Raw genomic sequence first — 17,913 nt, forward strand, 5'->3', positions numbered from 1 at the left:
CTTAGAGCGCCCCTCTGGACACTTCCGCCCATTTGTTAAGGAACCGAGAATAGGCGAAGGTGATACTCGCCCCCGCCTGGGTAGACGTCCAAGACGATCCGGTAGCGAACAGGAAGTTAGACCCCGAAAAAACAAGGCCTGCTCCCGTAGCCTCACATGTGACTTTCCGGCCATCATACGGCGGAAGGATGTTTGTAACCGTCGGCGTTCCCGTCACCCTCACATATTCGTGAGCCCCAGGGATGGTTATCACGCCGGCAGATGCGGTTACATCTGGCCGCAGTTCGTTGCGAAGATCAAAGCTCCCATCGACACGCGTGACGTTCACGAGCTTCGGAATGCCCGTGCCGCCATTGATGTCAATCGGGTCTGCAATACCTGTCGGGGGAGTTGCGGCCGGGTTTCCAGGAGCATTTCGGTCGTACAGAACACCATTCGTCAGAAGCGCTGTATTGGCCGCTGCCTTGTTGTTGAAGTTGGCGAATGCGTCGTAGGCACGAGCAGTAAAGTTAGAGATGCTCAGGTTTTGACCATCTACCCTGAAGCAGACATTGTTGTGGTACAGGATGATGTTGGAGATCGTCCCCATTCCCTTCGAGCTTGCGCCCAGGTCGAAGGCGTTCCCTTTACATGACCCACGAATTCCTAGAATCATAGTTTCGAGATAATCGACGGCGGCTGTTCTGATGCCGATCGAGTTCGGGTCCAGGGGGCGCCCGGTTGACAGTACAGTCGGGCCATCAAACCAATGATCGACGATCGCGACCTGACCAGGGGTCGCAATGTCAATACTGATATTGTATCCGTAATCGAAGTTGCCGCCGAGATAAGCGCCGCCGAGTGGCGACCCATCGAACTTGAATGCCGTGCCGGATCGGAGCGATGTAGTGTCGTGTCCGGTGGCGTTGGCTTGGAGTATATTGTAGAGGTGGTTACCCTCATATCGCGGGAAGTCGCCGCTGTTTGTCAGCCAAATACCGTTGTTCGCGTCGATAAAGTTGTTCTCGATGCGAAGCCTGCCGGCATCCTGAGCGCGTATTGCCTGAGAAAAGCCAGCGATGGTGTTTCTCTCAACGAGAACGCCGTCCGTAGTGAGCGACGTTGTTACAATGTTGATTGGCGTGCCAGCGTAATTCGTAGCTAGGTCCGTACCGTTGAGGGCAAGCCCAGACCTGAAGATGTAATTGGAAACAAGGCTGCAAGCCGACGACAGGCGAATCTCTACCGCTGAAGTCAAGATCAGAGCGGGAACGGCGCGCATGAAGGCGTAGAACGCGGTAACTGTCGAGAAGGAGTTGCCCGGGTCCGCGTTTTCGCTAGGGCCTCGAAGGCTAACACCACGGCTGAGATTGAGAGACGTGGAAAGGTAGTGGCGCTTGTTGTAGACTATGGTCCCGCCGCCTAGCAGGGCGAGCAGGTTGTTCGCCAACTGGAAGGCGTTCGTATCATTGGTAGCGCCAGAACCACTTACGCCAGCGTCACCGACCGCCCCGAACCAGGAGACATTGAACTGCAAATCGGGGACTTGTCGAACCCACGCGCCAGCGGTTGCCGCGATTGCATCAGCCTTGACATAGACCGCGCTCTGCGTGTCCGCCGCCACAAGCGCTGAAAAGTCGCCAGCGGTCCACGTAAATACGCCCTCCCTGCCACTCTCCTGAAGAATGGCAGAAACGTCCTTGGTTGTGTCAAGCGCCTTCAGAGCAGTTCTGGTAGCTGCGTACGTTGGAACCTTGACGTTGAGGCGCGAAGATGCCTTGTCTGCCAGGTCATTGAGGTTCTGAGCCTTTTGTGCTGCGCCAGTGATGCGTGCGTCATCGCCAGCTGCTACGGTTCCGGCGGTGGCGCCGATGTCCGATGGTTGCAATGAGCTATCGGCGAGAATGCCCTGGGCCGCGGTGGCGAGAGACACGCCTACCTCTGAGGCAATAGACTGCTTCGTCGTCAGAGGCGTCATGACCTTGGTCGGGTTAGTCCCTGCTTCAGCTTCTACCTGGGAAGCGGTAGGGCGACCGATAAGAACAAGATCCTGAATCGTTGTCTTACGCGTGGTGGCCCCATCGATAGGGACGACATCTGTAGCAACAGGAGAGGCTTCAGCCGGGAGCTGATTAATGCGAATGTCAGCCATGTTGTGAAAACCTCAGAGCTTGATGCAGTGGAGAACGGCAGACGCACGCGGGCGGGTTTCAGAACCGCCGCCTGTGTTGTTCTGGATGGTAATTCCGGTGGTTGCGGTTGCAGTGTTCGTTGCCTGCTGAGCCGCAGCGGTCAGAGAGTTGCTGTAGTTGGCCGTCGTCGTCGCGCCAGGAGAGCCGGAACCTTGCTGCGCGTGTGCATGGCCTAGATCCGTGATCGGGTGAGTGTGATTTTTGATTAGGTCGTCTTGCGCCAAGCCAACGACAATTGCGACGTCGTAACCGAGCCCGTCGTCTGCGCCACGAAGAAAGCGGGAGCGGCTATCGAAAAGCGGCATACGTTTGGCAGCGGCAAAATCAGCAGCGGCCGACGCGCCACGTGTAGTTACAGCGCCTGAACTGTTTTGGATGGGAAGAGCTGTCTGATCAAAGTTCGTCCACAGAAGGGTAAACAGGGCTTGCGTGTCCGCGTTTGCTCTGTTTGTCGCACCAGACGCAGCGCTCCCGATCGTTCCGCCGTTTTCCTTGATCCATCCCGTAGGCGGGGTGGTCATGCGGAAACCTGCAACCGCTCCTGTTGGCACTACGCCAGCCGTGACGGACGCAATCACAGCCGTAAGCTGGCTCATCGTCACATAGTCTCCGTCAGCAACACCGTTTGCCGCGTTGGTGATCTTGAAACCAGCCATCGACTGATTGCCCGAGAACGGAGCGACACCAGAACGCAGGATGAGTTGCGAAAGGGCAGCCTGAATGTCTTGCAGGGGAGGGTTGTGCTGTGAAGCGAGGATGGTCTGTCCAGTTACGGCTAAATATCCGTTTGGCAACGAGTACACACCGTTGGAGTCAAATGGCACTGACGCCTCCATAAAAGAAAAGCCCCGCTGGAAAGCGAGGCCGTTGACGTGTATTGGTTAGAGATGCGGAAAAATCACGAGCCCGTTGCGAGCATCGTCGGCGCTGTCAGCGCTCTAATTGTCGTCACACTGCTAGGAATGTGGCTGAAGACCAAGCAAGCCGAATGGCATTGGGCCTTCTTCGTCTTCTTCTGTCTGGGCCTATTCGGACTTATTTATTTAGCCGCTCGCTGGCTGGATAAACGAGAGGCCGACCAGTCCCGGATATCAGCGCATCAATCAAAGCTGCTCGGGATTGATTTGCCGCGGTCTGACTACCGAAATTTGTCATCGCCTGAAAAGCAGGAATAGACCGCGCTGCTGGCCGGGTAAGGAATTCCGCAATCTCCGAATAGATGGCATTCTGTCGAGCGTTGATGGCCTCTGGCGTCTGTCCGGTCAAAGCCTGGGCTACGCGCTGAAGCGCATTGATGGGCTTGCCTTGCGCGGCGGTCCCGATTGCGCCCGGAGCGGTCATTTCGTCGATACGGCCGGAAACTGCCTGACGAGCATATGTCTTACTGTTCTCTGCGACAGAGGCCCTAAGCTCAAAGGACGAGGATATGCGGTCAAGCTCGTTGATGAGCCTATCTGCCTCAGACTGGCCGAGAAGCGCCGTCAGCTTTTCATGCGCTGCACGGCTCGACAGATCCTTCAGACCCTTGATAGCCTCTCGTGCGTCCATATTGCCGTCTTGAACGGCGCGCGTGACGTTAGCCACCTTCTCATCGATCTGAGACCTGATGCCCTGCGACACGCCTCTGCGTTCTGCCGCTGTCATGCCGTCGAGCGCATCAGCAAATACATCTCGTGACACAGACGGGGAAAGGGCCTTTGAGCCTAGTTCAACGGCCTTGGACTGTCCGATAGCATCGCTAGCAATATCCAGAGCTTGACCGTACTCAGGGACAAGATCACGAAGATTGGAGCGGATTTCGCGGGAAAGCCCTTCATATGCCCGACCGAGAGCGGTTTGACCCCCCATAGCCCCGGCCGCTTCACCCTTCTTAGCGACTTCATTGAGGCCGCGAGTGATGTAGTCGAGCTGCTGGACATCGGGCAGCGTTTCGAAGACTACAGAGCCGTCATCAGCCACCTTCGCGAGGATCTGCTTCGAACTAGCCCCCTCAACCCTCATCAGCGCGTTTGCTTCATTGATGGCAGACTGAGGGACGCGGGTTTTGATCAACTGCTCAACAGCCATGCCGCGAGGATCGGCGTAATTGATAGGCTGCTCATAGGCGGAGCGGTAGGCAGCGCCGCGAGCGCCAGAAGTCCCCGTTCGAATGCCTTCGCGAGCCGTAAAGACGCCCTGCGGAGCACCAAGGGTATCATCGAGGATCGTCGTCAAATCCTGAGCGCTGCGGCCAACGCGGCCTTCGATCGCTTCCCGAGCTACAAGCGCACCAGATCCGCCCCGTTGAATGGCCGTATCGAGAACTGCGCGGGCATTCGGGCCCGCATCGGCAAGCATAGCCTCACCGCCAGCCCGAGCCATGTTTGCCTGACCACGAGCGCCGAGAGTGGCGTCGGATTCCAGCGTATCAGTCAGCATCCGGGCGACTTCGGGACGAACACCAGCAGCGCGGGCAACGGTATTGCCGGCGAACCTGTCAGCGATATTTTGATAGGCAGCAGATGCCCCGCGAGCTACCAGCGGAAGGGCGCCGCCGAGAACCGTCCCTAGCGCTGCCTGCGTAGCGATTTCGCGCCCATCCTTACCCCGGATGGCTGCGTCTGCTCCTGAAATAGTGCCGGAAGACAGGCCCGAGGTGAGAACTCGGGCTCCAAGAGAACCTGTGTTGCCGAGAACGCGCGCGCCGAGCCCTGTGGAACCGAGAGCCCCAAAGGTCGCCACGTTGCCAGCCACACCGCCAGCCAGACGAGCATATGGGTTCTCTTCCTGCGCCGTCTGCACGGTCTGCTGTGCGCGCGTCAGGTTGTCGCCGTAGCTATCTCCGTTGACCAGTGAGGCAATCCCCGCGGCGCCCCGTTCTGTCGCACCGAGCAATGCAGGGCCGACGATGGGGAGATCGCCTATGTAGCCGGTGAGTGCAGCGCCGATCTCGCCGCTTGTCCCGCCCAGGCGTTCCTTTTCCATCTCAGCCACGCCTTCCTCATAAGAAAGGTGACGGCCTTGAGGTGCTGGAGATTGGCCCGATTGGCTCTGAAGCTGCCGAACAGCCAATTGTACTGCAGCATCGTTCGGCGCGTCGATCTCGAAGGTCTGGCCGTTGATCTCGACTTCGTAAGTCGCCATCAGTTCTTCCTTCTGATCTTCACACCGGGGATATCGGTCGGAACTTCAAGATCTGTAGACGCGGGAACGCTATCCAGTGCCTTTGCCATGTTCTCGATAGCAGTTGGCGGCATGCCTGCCTTGATCGCTTCGACAGCAAGGGCGCGGCGCTGCCTCTTGGCCTGGATCGTCGCTGGCTTATCTCCAGGCTGCGGGAGGAACATCTTGCCGTAGATATCTTCTTCCTGTGACGTGATAGCAGCGCCAGTATCCTTGCGGAGGATCGTGGCGAGGAAGTCACGGCCGGCATCTCGGGCAAGCTGATATTCCTGCGACTGAGCATAGTTTCCGAGATTGAACGGGATTGCGCCCGCCGCGGCCTCTGGCAGGCTCATCAGATTGTCTTCGTACTGGTTCAACAGAGGGAGAGCGTTTGTCGCCCTCGTCGCATAGAGTGTGTCTTTGCTCTGGGATTCAGTCAGAGGCTTCACGCCAGCGCCTTGATTGAAGGTAACTGCCCCGGTAGCAGGGTCTACGCTGAGAGACGTGCCTTGCGGCGGGTTAAGAGGATAGAAACGCCCATCTGGGCCAAACTGCCCTGCCGCCGCTCCGAACCTCTGTGCTTCTTCAGGCGTAGCGCCTCTGAATTGCTGACCAGCGCCTTCAGGCGCCTGTATCCATTGCCCGCTGTTAGGATCGTAAACGTTCCCATTTCCTGCGTTGATGAGCGGTTGGCGCTCTGGCTGCGGATTGCGCAGGGCATCAAGTTCAATCTGGCCCTTTTCAATCTGCAACCGTCGCAACGGATCAGCATTACGCATTTCCGCTTCCATTGCCGCATTCTGGCGTGCCTGATCCTGCTGGAGAAGGATGGAGGCAATGCGCTGTGTCTGCTCGTTCGCCTGCGGGTTCGTCAGGGCTTCGATGATAGCCGGATTAATGCCGGTGTTCGCTGCCTGAGTGGGGTAGCGGTCGCCGCCGCCAGCTACCTGAGTGAGCATGGCGTTGGCAACGGCTGCATTGGGGGCGGTTGCGGCTACTTCGGAGGCTGCGGCAGGGGCGACGGCTTCAATTGCCTGAGTGGCATCGGCTGGAGCGGTCCCGAGGAGAGCCAGAGCCTTCGCCCTATGGCCGGCCATCTGGTCATTCACCTTGTCGGCAACAGTTCCGGGAGCGCCGCCGTTGTTGGCATCCGAGGCACCGTATCGACCGACGCCACCCGCATTGATGGCGCTATAGATGTCCAACAACCCCATCCCTGGCTGAACGCCCGTCGCGCGGAGATAGTTGGCAACCGCGCCATTTTCGCCGAGCTGCGACCCGATGGGATCTTCCCAGTTGACGCCGTATTCCTTGGCTTGTGGCTCGCCGAACTGGATGAGGCCTCGGTGCTGACCCCACTGGGTAGTGGGCCCTGCCTTCGTTGGGTCAAACGTCCCGGCCGTCTCATATGATATGGCTGTTGCCAGGTCTACGGGGTCAATGCCAAGTGCACTTGCCGTCTCTACAATCCCGCTGCGGATGGATGGGTCAACATTGCCGACCGCTCCAGGAGCCGTAGCAGAGATCTCGCCACCATCGGACGACATAGGGATGGGTGCACCAGAAGAGGCAGACGAAGTGCCGCCACCAAGAAGGCTAGAAATCAGCCCTTTATTGACATCGGCAATCTCAGCATCAGCGGCATCGGCGCGGCGTTGGCGAACAACCCCGCCAAGGGCGTCTACGACACGCGCGGCGCCTTGCGTCCAATGACCTACGGGGCTCGCATCACCAGCCCGCGCCAGGATGGCGTCAGCAAATTCGCGCTCACGTGCGATCTGCTCGGGCGTCTTCTTAGACCCGCCCTGCCCCCATACGAAGAAGTCGTTGACCGCCATCAGGCCATCTCCACTGCAATGTCGTAACGAACGCGCTTGAGGCCGTCAGGGCCTTCTGTGACAGCGTGCGGGATCGCCTTCTCCACCTCGTCAGCCATAAGGCCGATTTGTGTCACGTCGTCGCCCTTGTACCGGTAACTGTAGACGGGTAGGCCGTTGTCCAGGATGCCGACGCGCTTGATATCGGCCTTTGCACGTCGATCCGAGAGAAGGCCGATACCGCCAGACAGAAGGCCGAACAAGCCGCCCATCTTCGCCTGAGAATTGGCTAGCTGGCTCTGATACTGCTGGTTGACGAGGCCTGTATAATCGACGCCGCCTACCGAGGTCTGAGGCGTGTTGACGAACTGTGGGCCTTGGACCTGAGAGCCTGAGAGAAGCGCGCTGATCTCGTTTAGCGGCTGCGCCCGCTCATAGCTTGCCTCTTGGAAGGCTTGCTGACGGCCGGTAAGGGCCAATTGGTTGTAAGCGTCGTTCCGGTTGGCTTCGAAGTCACGCATAGCCGCGGTATAGGCCGCAGAGCCAGGGCGAATGCCTGAATTGATGAGCTGCGTGCGCTGCTGCTCCATCTGCTGCTCAAAACGCGGGTTAAGGCGAGCTGAGCCGAGGTCGTAAAGCTTCTTCTCCGTCTCTGCGTTCACGTCGAACGGCTTGTTGAGATAGCCCCCGAGGAAATCAGTACGTTCTTTGGCGATCTTCCCTAGGTTCAGCTCTGCCGCCTGGGTCTGATCCAGGATAGCCTGCTGCTGAGGGCTGAGAGAGGTCGTAGCCGTGAACTTCGGGACGGTGACAGTCTTACCCGTCAGAGGGTCAACATAGCTGTTGGTTCCGGTCTGTGAATAGCTCAAAGACCCATAGGGCCCCTGCTGATCGGTCATGTTCAGCAACTGCTGGGAGATGGCCGTCCCTTGGTTTGCAGCAGCCTGAGACTGTGCAGTCTGCATCGGATCCGGCGCCTTGGGTGTTTTCATGTGATCCTCGCTATCTGAAGCGGTATTCGTCCTTAAGGACGCCGATTAGGAAGCCGTCGCGGCCTCGTCCGAACTGATTGCGCATGAGGCCTTCGACCTGCCCCCCGAGTCGTACCCCGAGGTTGACGACAGCAGGCTGCTCTGTCGTCAAAGTGAAGCGCTCACATTTCAGTGTTTCGAAGATGTATTCCCCAACAGCCCTGAGAAATCCGCGTGTCCAGCCGTGGCCGGCGATGGTCAAATGTACGTTGGCGCCTTCAAAGCAATGGAAGACGACGCCTGCGATGATCTCGCCTTCGCTTTCAATTCCCATGCATGTCCAAGGAGGCAGGAAGTCGATACCGCAGGTCTTGGCGACAAATGCCGCAACACGGTCATCAGTGACGATCATTCGCCCCATCGTGTCTGGGTGTAGGAATAGTCGATGGAGATGATTTCAGCGTCCAGAGGCACGATTGAGCCAGAAGTGATCTGCGCGCTAGGAGCCAAGGCCGAGCCGATACCGCCGACGCTGTACCAATCCCCTTGCCAGGTTTTCGTCTGAGCCGAGCCCCAGGCAGATACGCCCCATGTGCCAGTTCCCCATTCGCTGCCTGTCGGGACAGGAGTAGCCGAAGGCGGGGCGCGCAGTTCAACGACATAGTTCGTTTGCGTTGAGAGCTGAGGCTTGATCTTATGCGGCCCTCTCGTCTGCATACGGGCCATTTTGCCGATCTTCTGAGCCCCGCTATTGCCGAAATCGGTGAACAAAGGGACGTAAGTGGCTGTATACGGCAATCCCTGATCCAGACCAGTCACCCAAGCCTCAATCACCTTACCGTCCTGAGATCCGAAAAACAGCCGGCCGTTGAAGATCTCAAGGCACGTTCCGCTCCAGTTGGTGAAATTGCCCCATGCCCCGGTTCTGGCGTTCGTGACGTACATCGAGGGGCTTTGCTCATTCACTGTCGGGAGCGAAATGACCACCATCTGCTTGTCGTCCCAGACGATGCAGTCCCACGCTTCGGAAGAACGAAGCGCAACAGCATCGTTCCAAGCGGTTTCGATGGAATAGGAGATGGCAACCGACGAAAGGACGGCAGAATCAACGTTAAGAGCCTGAGAAAGAGGAACAAAACCAATCGAGGTAGCAAATACCAGATCACCGCCGGCACGAATGAAGGCCTTCGGGCCTCTCGGCTTACCCAGCTGATAGCGACCGACCTTGAGCCAATCCGCAGCCGTAGCAGGGTTCGTTCCGTTGTAGACGACAATTTCGCCCTCATCGGTTACGAAAATGCAGTTATCGTTCAGGCCGTTGCCGTAATCCCCCGCCCAGGTGGCGCCGATCATCAGCTTTCCGCCCAGGCTGAACTCAGCGCCCATTTGGAACAGTGTCGCAGCGCCCGTAATCTGGTCTACTGGAAGGTAATAGACATCAAGGCTGTCTTTCAGGATGAAGAACAGGCGGTTCTTGTAGGCCCAGACATAGCTGAAGCTGCTGGTTTGGAGCGGAGAGCCATCGGGCAGAGTGCCGGTGATTGCGCCGAAAAGCTGGACATTCACTCCATCAGCTGTCGCCGAGCCGCCAAGCCCGTCGGTGATCGTCTCGTTATCCTGAAACGGTCCTCCGGTGATCGTGCCGAGGATGAGAAAGCCAGTCGCGCCGTTATCGACAATATCAACGATGGTTGCCGTCGCGCCTGAAGTTCCGCCCGTAACAGTCTGGCCGACCGTGAAATTTACCGTCTGAGCGTCGAAGTTCAGGCGGTTAACAGGCTCATCTGTGATGGCGTACCACATGGTGCCGTCAAAGACGTGCATCGGGTCTGCGCCGTTGACAATGATAAGATAGTTGCCGCCCGTCGTCGCAAACTGCTCATCGATCCAATTTCCGCCAGTCATCCCCTCGATAGCTTCGAGGCCGACCGTGGAAAGCTGCCCGATGTAAAAGCCAAGATCGGTTACGAGGTTGTCGCCTTCCTCATCCGCGATCTGATAGTTGATCGGAGAAGAGACGGTCGTAATGTCGAAAACGGTCGTCTCGGTTGCCCCGAAGAATTTCTTGTTGTTGCCGAAGTTGTAGGTGAACAGCGCCGTTACCGGCAAATCACCAGCACCAAGCGTTGCGTAGATGTCAGAACCGCGGCGAATGACAGCGCCAGTTGCGGTCGGGAAGATGTTTTCGAGGATAATAGCGCCCTGCGTGCCAGGCGTTGGCGTAGAAAGGTTCTGGTTTGCCACCCAGCCAGCAACAGGCGCAGGGAAGCGCGTAGTCTGAGCTATCTGTGGCTTAATTTGCGCGGCAGGGCGTCTCAAGGTCAGACCCCAAGGCTACGAGGATAAGCCCACACGCTGTCGATGTCCCAACGGCGTGAAGCGGGCGTAAGGATCTTGGAACCCCTGTCCTTTCCTGATACTTGAGCAATCAGCGTCTCGTAGTTCGCGAGATCTTCCGAGTATTCCAGACCCTTGAGGGCCTTCCACTTCCAGATCAGACCGAGCGTCAGAACGCGCTCATTCAGCAGGAACGTATCTTCATCGTTCTGAAACTGGGCCTTGGTCGTGGTGCCATCCTTGTCCAGGACAGCATTCTTACTGATGTAATAGAACTCAGCCGTTTCCCCAGCAGCCACCGCAGGACGAAACTGCATCTGGTTGTCCAGCATGATCCAGTAGCCAGGATTGGGAGAAGCCAAGCCGTTGACGAGATCGCGCCAGAAATTCAGGTTCGGGGCATCGACATAGCCCCAGGTGTACCAGTTGGCGCGGTTCACGTCGGCATCGATCGGCATCCGGTCGTAATCGGATGGGAGATCAAAGCCGAAGGTCACGCCATCGCCTGGCATCGACTGGAGCAGGGTCAGACGCCGCCAATCAGCGTATTTCACCATGTCATCAACTACGTCGTTCGCCAGATCCGTTATTTCCAGCTCGAATTCATCGGAGCTGGAGAAGAACGTCGTGGGACGGCGGCTGATCAGACGAATGGCTGCTGATTGCGCGGCGCTGAGAAAGGTCATTGATCAGCCACTTCTTCCGCCATGCGGACAAGGGTTTCATGAGAAGGATTGCCGCGCGGCTTGCTGCCGGTCTTCTCGGCGATGTATTCCTTCAGAAGGTCGTCTTCCCAGCCGTCGAACTGAGACGCGGCTGGCTCCTCATCGACTGGCTGAGCAGGTTGGGCCGGCTGCACCTGGGCGCGTTGCAGTTCTTCGAGCTGCTGGCGAAGGAAGGCGTTCTCGTCTGCAAGCCTCGTTGCCACGGCCGAACCGGCAGCGTTATCAAGGTAGGCCTGTGCCTGGTTCTTCCAGCTACGGCCATCCTGCCCGAGAGACTTCAGGTTCGCGCCGTCGAGCGAGGCAAGGGACTCTGCCGTGTAGATGTGAAGGCCCTTAAGCTCCTTCATCTTGGCAGGCGTCAGGAAGGGCAGAGCATCGATCGGCGTTCCGGCCTTGGTCTGGATCTCGCCGGCCTTGAACTGCTTGTACTGCGCGGCGTACTTCTCTTTGTAGGTCGCCGGGATGGCGTACCCATCATCGCTCATCATGCCGCCAGGAGCTTCAGCCCAAGCGGGGAATACCGGGGCATTCTGACGGTCGCCGCCCATGCGGATGCGGCAAACCTCCATGTCCTCGAAAATGGGGCGTCCTTTCAGCTTGGACTGCGCCTCATTGAGAATGGAGTGGTTTTCGAACGTCACGACGAGCCGTGAATCTTCATGTTGCGTAGACATGCGGGTCTTCCTGTTTCTGAGGGGCTAAAACGAGGAAGAGGGGCCGAAGCCCCTCCCCTTAGTGCGATTAGATTGCGGTCTTTTGCAGCCAGGCGATCTGACCGGAAAGGACGCCGCCAGTGACGGTCGGGGCCGTCCATGAGCCTGCTCCTGTCGCGAAGGTCATTGCCGGTTCCGTGAGGATAACAACAGCGTTGGAAGCCACGTTCGCCGAGGCCTGAGCCAGGATATAAACGTGACCATCGCTGCCATTGACGACAGAACCGAGGGCCGGCGAAACCTTGCCGGAACCGGTGTCCCAATAGCCGAGAGCGCCACCGATGGCGCCGTCGTTGATGCTGAGGGGTGCGCCGAGGGAAGGAGTGATATTGATAGGCATTGTGAGGTCTCCTTACGCAGCCGGGTTGGAATCGTAGAAGCGCCAGTTGAACAGGGGGTTCGTCATGGTGAGTTCGCCCATGAAGCCCATGAACTGCGCCAGCGCGTCCTGGTTGATCGGCATCATTCCGTCGCCCGGGAAGAGTTTCTTGCCCATGCCGCGGATCGGATTGACGCGGAGTCGGAAGGTGTCAGAGTTCAGGCCGAACGTGGTGTTGGCCGGGATGGCAGCACCGATACCGCCAGCCATGACAACCGAGACTTCGCGGCCGGCGCCGACATATGCCAGGTTGTTGAAGCCGATTGCGTTCATGCCGCGAGTGCCGGAGCGCTCGGTGATGCGCTGGAGGGCGACCAGAGCGCCGTCATATGCAGAGTAATGCTCATTCGACATCAGCAGAATGTCGGCCGACTGCTTGCCGCGCGAGCGTTGCAGGAAGATCTGCGTCAGCATCGGGCGGATGGTCGTCGCGTTAACCTGGGTGCCGATGGTCGGGAATGCCGAGTTGGCATCGAACGACGAAGTACGCCAAAGAGCGTAGGTGCCTCGGTCGATACCACCATAGACGCCCGTATTGGTGACGATCGGAACAGCGGTAGCAAGGCCGGTGAGCTGCTTTCCGTTGTTGGCCGTGCCGTCCGAATAGAGGCCGGTTTCGATGGTTTCCATCAGGGTAGTTTCAGCGACATCCATGTAGGATTCGAGAACGTCCATGATCTGGGCTTCGCCGGCATTGTTCAGGATTTCCTCGTTGGTGAGGGAAATCGGGACAGCCATCATCTTCGGCGTCCAATACGCGTCGTTGAAGAGTTCAACGGGCGGATTGTCCAGGAAGTCGTAGCCGGAGTACCACTGGCCGGTCGGCTTTGCGATCTGGAGAGTTTCGCGGATGCGCGGGCCAGAGTAGTTCTTGATGAGGCCTTTGGACTTCATCAGGCCGATGAGGGGGATGGTGTTGGAAACGAGGTCTTCGTAGCCGTTGGAACGGTCTTCGAGAGCCATCGACAACACCTGCTGGTAGTGTGCAAGTGGGTTGATAGGCATAAGCGGTGTCCTTTAGGAGGTTACGCGCGCTGCTGCGCGCTCAAGAGCTTCACGATTGGATTTGGGGACAGGTCGCTTAGCGGCAGGGTTGAACCCACCTGTCGGCGCGCCTGACACTGATTTCTGTCCTGCTGGGTTCAGCGGGAGTTCAGCCGGTGCCTGGGTTTGAGCCGTTGCACTGTTCGCCGGTATGAGCGGCTGGCCGGTACTGCCAGCGTTTGAGGCTGGCTTGAAACGCTTCACGTATTCCAAAGCGTCTTCCAGATTGCCGACGATACCGGTCTTTAGAACGAACGCGATATCCTCGGCGTAGCTCTCCGCATCCTCATGGGCAGCGAAGAATTCCTGAACGATCTTGGGGGCTTCCGCAGCTTGCTTCATCTGCTGAATTTCGCCCTCAAGCTCCTTGATGCGAGCGTGGGCGTCTGCCACCTGCTGATTTGGGTTCTGGCCCATGATGTGAGCCGCGACGGCCTGGAGGTTCAGGCCGAAATGATCTGTGACTTTCTTCAAGCCCTCGATGGGGTTGCGCTCAAAGGCATTCTCGATGTCAACGAGAGTGCGCATCGTGTCCTTGAGACCTTCAGCGCGGCCGTTCTTGCGGGCGATCTCGTCCCATTCACGAACGCCTTCCCAACGGTCGGCATTCTCCTTGTACTTCTGAATGCCCTTCTCGTTCTCGGAGATGACGCGGTGAACGTCTTCCTTGACGGTATCAGGAACGCCATCCCAATCCTTCTTGGCGATGTCCTGGAACCGTGCAGGCGGTTCGTGGTGAGGCTTCCGCCCCTCAGACGTTTGGTTGCCTTCCGTCTTCGCCTGCACGGTCCCATCGCTAGGCTTTTCAGCCGGCGATTCCTTGGATGCGAACTTTCCGTCTTCCGAGCGCGTGCGAGACTCTGGCTCTTTCGGTTCTACCTTCTTTTCAACGGGCTTCGTTTCGGCTTCAGCCTTGGCCTTCAGCGCCTCATTAGCCCTGCGGACAGCATCGCCTGCGGACTTCGAGACTTCAGCCTTGGCGTCTGGCTTGTCGGCCTTGGGATCTGGAGCGGCGGGCTTTTCAGCCATTGGCGTCTGGGTGCCGAGTTCGGGTGTATTCGGCGATGGCGCATCAATCACGGCAGCAGAAGGCGCAGCCGGAGCAATATTTGCTTCGTCAGTCATTGCAGTTCCTTGTCTGAGAAGGAGGGGTTAGACGCGCTCGCCGTTGTTGTAGCGAGCTACCGCGCGCTGCACGGATTCCTTGATGGCCTTGCGATCGGCCTTGGGCTTGGGACGAGGACGGAGACGGGCCGGATCATTGCCAACCTCTTCATATCCGCGCTCTCTGGTGATCTGCGAGAATTGGCGCTTGCTGGTGTAGCGCTTGCCTGTCAGCGGATGCTCAAGCGGCTCCATCGTGTCGCAAATGAAGTTCGGAACCGGGAAAGTGTCAGATTGGCCCTTGGCAGGCATGGAATAGCACTCGATCGGCCATTTCTCTGTCTCGTGCCAATCTCCGCATACTCTACAAAAGCGTTGTCTCATTCACGGCTCCAGAGCGCATACATGCATCCACGTCACCCCAGGGGACGCGGGGACGGAAAGGATCGTAAGCCCGAGAAGGGCGACAGCCGTCCGGTTCGTTCGGTTCAGCAGAAATTTGCACTGCGTGTTGGTCGGCGTATCAACAACCTGCACGTTGACGACATCAGTCACGCCCGCCGCTACCTCAGCAATGCCGAAACAGCGCGGCACTACGCCAGCGCCGAATGGCGTCGAATAGGTCCACGTAAAAGACCCGTCAGCGGCGCACTGCACCCGCTCCTTGCGGACCTTGCTGGCGTGTGTGTGGTTCGCCAGGGCGTAAATCGATGTGTCAGTTCCGGTAGCGCTGCTATCCGCAACACTCGGAGGCGCTGTGTTCGATGGCGACGGCACTGCGGGAGGAGTTGACCACCAAAGCATGATCTACCCCTTAGACGAAGAAGAGGCTTTGGAAGGTCCCGCCTACTGCCGTACCGAGGGCAGCCGCGGTGACGGCAAACGGCAGGATGGTCGAGCCGAGCGGTACGGTAATCGTGACTGTGCCGCCGCCTGAGAGCGTGAGAGTAACTGTGCCGGCCGTGGTGACGTTCGATACCAGCACGCCCTGCCCCGGGGTAGCCGAAACGGCTGCTGCGCGGCTATAAACGCCAGCACTCGCCGCCTGAGACGCGGTTGACTGGGAGACAACCAGCGGGTTTGCCGTGGTGCCGGCAAGCTGGTCGGCGCCATTGACCGGATTGGGAATGACCCATGTTACAGGTGCACCCATCTATTCGGCTCCTTTGCTTTGAGCTTTGGCCTGGGCCGACTGAGCGCTGATCGCTACTCCGGCTTCTTTCGCCTCGATGTCGGATTGGGTTTTCTTGACCGTGCTATCGGTGGAAACGCGCGTTTGCTCGATCTTGGTCCGCAGCAGTTCGATGTTGAGAACGCCGAGTTCCATTTCCTGCTCATGCTTCTGAGCCTGCTGCTGCTCGGACAGAGCAATCGCCTGGATCTCGCGGGCCGTCTTGGCCTCAAGCATCTTCGCCTGATGGTCGGCAAGCTGGCCCTTGATCTGGATATCAGCCTGCGCCGCCTGCTGCTTGCGCTGCTCGTCGGCCCGCTTAGACTGGGCGTCAATCTCAGCCTTCTGCTGGTCGATCGCCAAGCGCTGCTGCTCAACCTGAACTGTTGCCTGCGCTGCATCGGCTTCAGGATTCGGCTGCGGCTGTGCGGCTGCCGCCTTCATGTTCTCGGCGAACTCGTCAATCGTCGTGTCAAGCTCACGGCCGGCGCGGAACTGGCTGGCAACGTACTTGAGCATGTCTGCAACCAGCGGGGCAGCCTGCGGCATAGCCTGAACGAGCGGGAAGGCTTGGCCCATGTAACCGCCGACAGACTGGATAAACTCAGATGCGCGTTGCTTCTGCGCGTTCTCATCCGGTGCGATGGTCGAATCTGTCTCGATATCCAGCACGAACGGGCGTAACTTCTGCTCTTTGAGGAGCTTCATCACCTGATCTATGGTGACGGTCTCGCCAAGTTCCTGCATCTGCTGCTGGATCTGGTTGATTTGCTCCTGAGCCTGTTGCTGAAGCTGCTGGAGAGCCTTTTGCGCCTCCTCAGGGTTTTCCTGCGCCTGCGCCATGATCTGCGGGTCTTTTTGAGCCTGAGCCACCTGCTTTTTAGCGGCTTCTGCGACCTGCTTTGCCTGACCTTCAAGCGCCTTCATCTGCTTGGTGATTTCAGCGTCTGTCGGCAATTCCATCTGGCTCATGTCTTCAAGCGTCTTCTGCGAGAAGTTCTCAGCCATGATCTCAGCGGCAATGCGCGTGATGTCCCGAGCGATGCGGACAAGCTCGTTCTGGCGATCACGAACACGTACAGAACCGTACTGGCTCTTAAGCTCCTGAGCACCTAGTGTCTCGTTGGCATTCGTCGATCCACGCATGATGTCCGACAGGCCGGTGATCTGGTAAACGTCGTCGATCAGCTGCCGGCGAAGCTCAACGCAAGTCGAGATCGTCGTTGCTACCATGTCGATCGGCAACCAGATGATCTGCTCGCCAGTACCGCCGAAAGCCGCCCAATTGGCGACCGGAACCATGATCGCCTCGTTATCGCTGCGCTTCATCGCAGTTTCGATAGCTGCCCCGGCTTCAGATGCGGAAGGATAGAAGCCCTTCATTCGCAGTGCGTCAGAGAGGCCAGAGATGCGGGCCGTCAGCTCGTTAATCTCGGAGATCTGGTCCTTGTAGTAGACATAATCAGGGACAGGGACGAGAGAGCCAGGCTGAAGCGTGGCGTATGCCGGCCGCGGGCATGGGAAGAAGCCTTCAAGCTTCAGATGCGGCTCATCGCTATCCAGAACAACGTCGACGCCCTCTGTCACCCAGACTACGCGGTCCTCTTCCTTGGACCATATTTCCCAGACACCGCACTTAAGGATAGGGTCACGGTTGCCACGGTCGCGTTGATCCCGGTCAGTCTCCTCGTAGTTGGCATCCTTGTAGGCATCGCCGCTGGTCTTCGAGAAGCGTGCCTTCATGTCGTCCTGGCTCATCCAGGAGCGTTTGGCGACCCACGGCACTTCCTGCCATTTTCTGGCAGCAGCACAGACGAAATCACGGCGGTCGGTATGCTCTATGCAAACCTTCTCCGTCTTGTTTCCCTTCTTCTCCTTGGCCTCATAGCGAAGCCACGCAACACCCCGGGCAAGACGCGTCAGGTCGTCGCGGATGAGGATCATCGTGGAATCGATATCCTCCATTTCGAACTGCACGACGGTCACGCGCTCCAGCATCTCGGACGCGGTGCGAGGAATGGGCTTTCGATTGCGGAAGCGAGGGACAACGACAGGAACAGGAGGCCTAGAATAGATCGAAGGCCCTAGAACCTGGATATTCGCCCAGAACAGCTGAAACTCACGGTCTCCGGTCGCAGCGCTCGCCATGCGATTGAGGTCGGCATAGCGCTTGTCGATAGCATCGCACTTGTTCTGATAGTCCTCGAATGCCTTCTCAGCATCCTGAATGAGGTTCAGCCAAGCCTTCGAGCTTTCTTTATCCAGAGAAGGGTCAAAATCCTCCTGCGGATTCCCGACCTGCGTGGCGTAATCGTCAGCATCCATCAAGGGAACCTT

15 protein-coding genes are annotated in these 17,913 nt (G+C 58.2%); all 15 read right to left on the reverse strand.

The window, feature by feature from the left end:
• Position 1: 1 nt before the first annotated feature.
• The 15 genes from OVA00_RS12360 to OVA00_RS12430 all read right to left on the reverse strand — a co-directional run bounded on the left by OVA00_RS12360 (position 2) and on the right by OVA00_RS12430 (position 17,901).
• Positions 2 to 2,131 (reverse strand): hypothetical protein, encoded by a 2,130-nt coding sequence (locus OVA00_RS12360; RefSeq protein WP_268089024.1) that lies wholly within the window; start codon positions 2,129 to 2,131, stop codon positions 2 to 4.
• A gap of 12 nt (positions 2,132 to 2,143) precedes the next feature.
• Entirely contained in the window at positions 2,144 to 2,995 is an 852-nt protein-coding gene (locus OVA00_RS12365; RefSeq protein ID WP_268089025.1) for a hypothetical protein, read from the reverse strand.
• Between the two features lie 211 nt (positions 2,996 to 3,206).
• Positions 3,207 to 5,294, reverse strand: coding sequence for a hypothetical protein (locus tag OVA00_RS12370; protein WP_268089026.1), 2,088 nt, complete (start codon positions 5,292 to 5,294; stop codon positions 3,207 to 3,209).
• Positions 5,294 to 7,153: a hypothetical protein gene (locus OVA00_RS12375; protein ID WP_268089027.1), complete on the reverse strand. Its 1,860-nt coding sequence runs from the start codon at positions 7,151 to 7,153 to the stop codon at positions 5,294 to 5,296. Before OVA00_RS12375 ends, OVA00_RS12370 begins: the two co-directional genes overlap by 1 nt.
• Positions 7,153 to 8,124 (reverse strand): tail fiber domain-containing protein, encoded by a 972-nt coding sequence (locus OVA00_RS12380; RefSeq protein ID WP_268089028.1) that lies wholly within the window; start codon positions 8,122 to 8,124, stop codon positions 7,153 to 7,155. Before OVA00_RS12380 ends, OVA00_RS12375 begins: the two co-directional genes overlap by 1 nt.
• Positions 8,125 to 8,134: 10 nt before the next feature.
• Entirely contained in the window at positions 8,135 to 8,515 is a 381-nt protein-coding gene (locus OVA00_RS12385; protein WP_268089029.1) for a GNAT family N-acetyltransferase, read from the reverse strand.
• Entirely contained in the window at positions 8,512 to 10,347 is a 1,836-nt protein-coding gene (locus tag OVA00_RS12390) for a hypothetical protein (protein WP_268089030.1), read from the reverse strand. Before OVA00_RS12390 ends, OVA00_RS12385 begins: the two co-directional genes overlap by 4 nt.
• Before the next feature lie 77 nt (positions 10,348 to 10,424).
• Entirely contained in the window at positions 10,425 to 11,126 is a 702-nt protein-coding gene (locus OVA00_RS12395) for a hypothetical protein (RefSeq protein WP_268089031.1), read from the reverse strand.
• Positions 11,123 to 11,839 (reverse strand): hypothetical protein, encoded by a 717-nt coding sequence (locus OVA00_RS12400; RefSeq protein ID WP_268089032.1) that lies wholly within the window; start codon positions 11,837 to 11,839, stop codon positions 11,123 to 11,125. The genes OVA00_RS12395 and OVA00_RS12400 overlap by 4 nt, the downstream gene beginning before the upstream one ends.
• 67 nt (positions 11,840 to 11,906) lie before the next feature.
• Positions 11,907 to 12,218, reverse strand: a complete 312-nt coding sequence (locus OVA00_RS12405; RefSeq protein ID WP_268089033.1) for a hypothetical protein — start codon at positions 12,216 to 12,218, stop codon at positions 11,907 to 11,909.
• Between the two features lie 12 nt (positions 12,219 to 12,230).
• Positions 12,231 to 13,262 carry a phage major capsid protein gene (locus OVA00_RS12410; protein ID WP_268089034.1) on the reverse strand — a complete coding sequence of 344 codons (1,032 nt, stop codon included), beginning with the start codon at positions 13,260 to 13,262 and terminating at the stop codon, positions 12,231 to 12,233.
• A gap of 12 nt (positions 13,263 to 13,274) precedes the next feature.
• Complete coding sequence (locus OVA00_RS12415) at positions 13,275 to 14,426, reverse strand: hypothetical protein (RefSeq protein ID WP_268089035.1); 1,152 nt, start codon at positions 14,424 to 14,426, stop codon at positions 13,275 to 13,277.
• Between the two features lie 27 nt (positions 14,427 to 14,453).
• A complete protein-coding gene (locus tag OVA00_RS12420; RefSeq protein ID WP_268089036.1) occupies positions 14,454 to 14,717 on the reverse strand; it encodes a hypothetical protein in 264 nt (87 codons plus the stop codon).
• Between the two features lie 502 nt (positions 14,718 to 15,219).
• Positions 15,220 to 15,558 carry a hypothetical protein gene (locus tag OVA00_RS12425; protein ID WP_268089037.1) on the reverse strand — a complete coding sequence of 113 codons (339 nt, stop codon included), beginning with the start codon at positions 15,556 to 15,558 and terminating at the stop codon, positions 15,220 to 15,222.
• Complete coding sequence (locus OVA00_RS12430; RefSeq protein WP_268089038.1) at positions 15,559 to 17,901, reverse strand: hypothetical protein; 2,343 nt, start codon at positions 17,899 to 17,901, stop codon at positions 15,559 to 15,561.
• Between the last annotated feature and the right edge of the window lie 12 nt (positions 17,902 to 17,913).

Origin of the sequence: Ensifer sp. SL37 (assembly GCF_026672675.1) — a bacterium.
GTDB lineage: Bacteria > Pseudomonadota > Alphaproteobacteria > Rhizobiales > Rhizobiaceae > Ensifer > Ensifer adhaerens.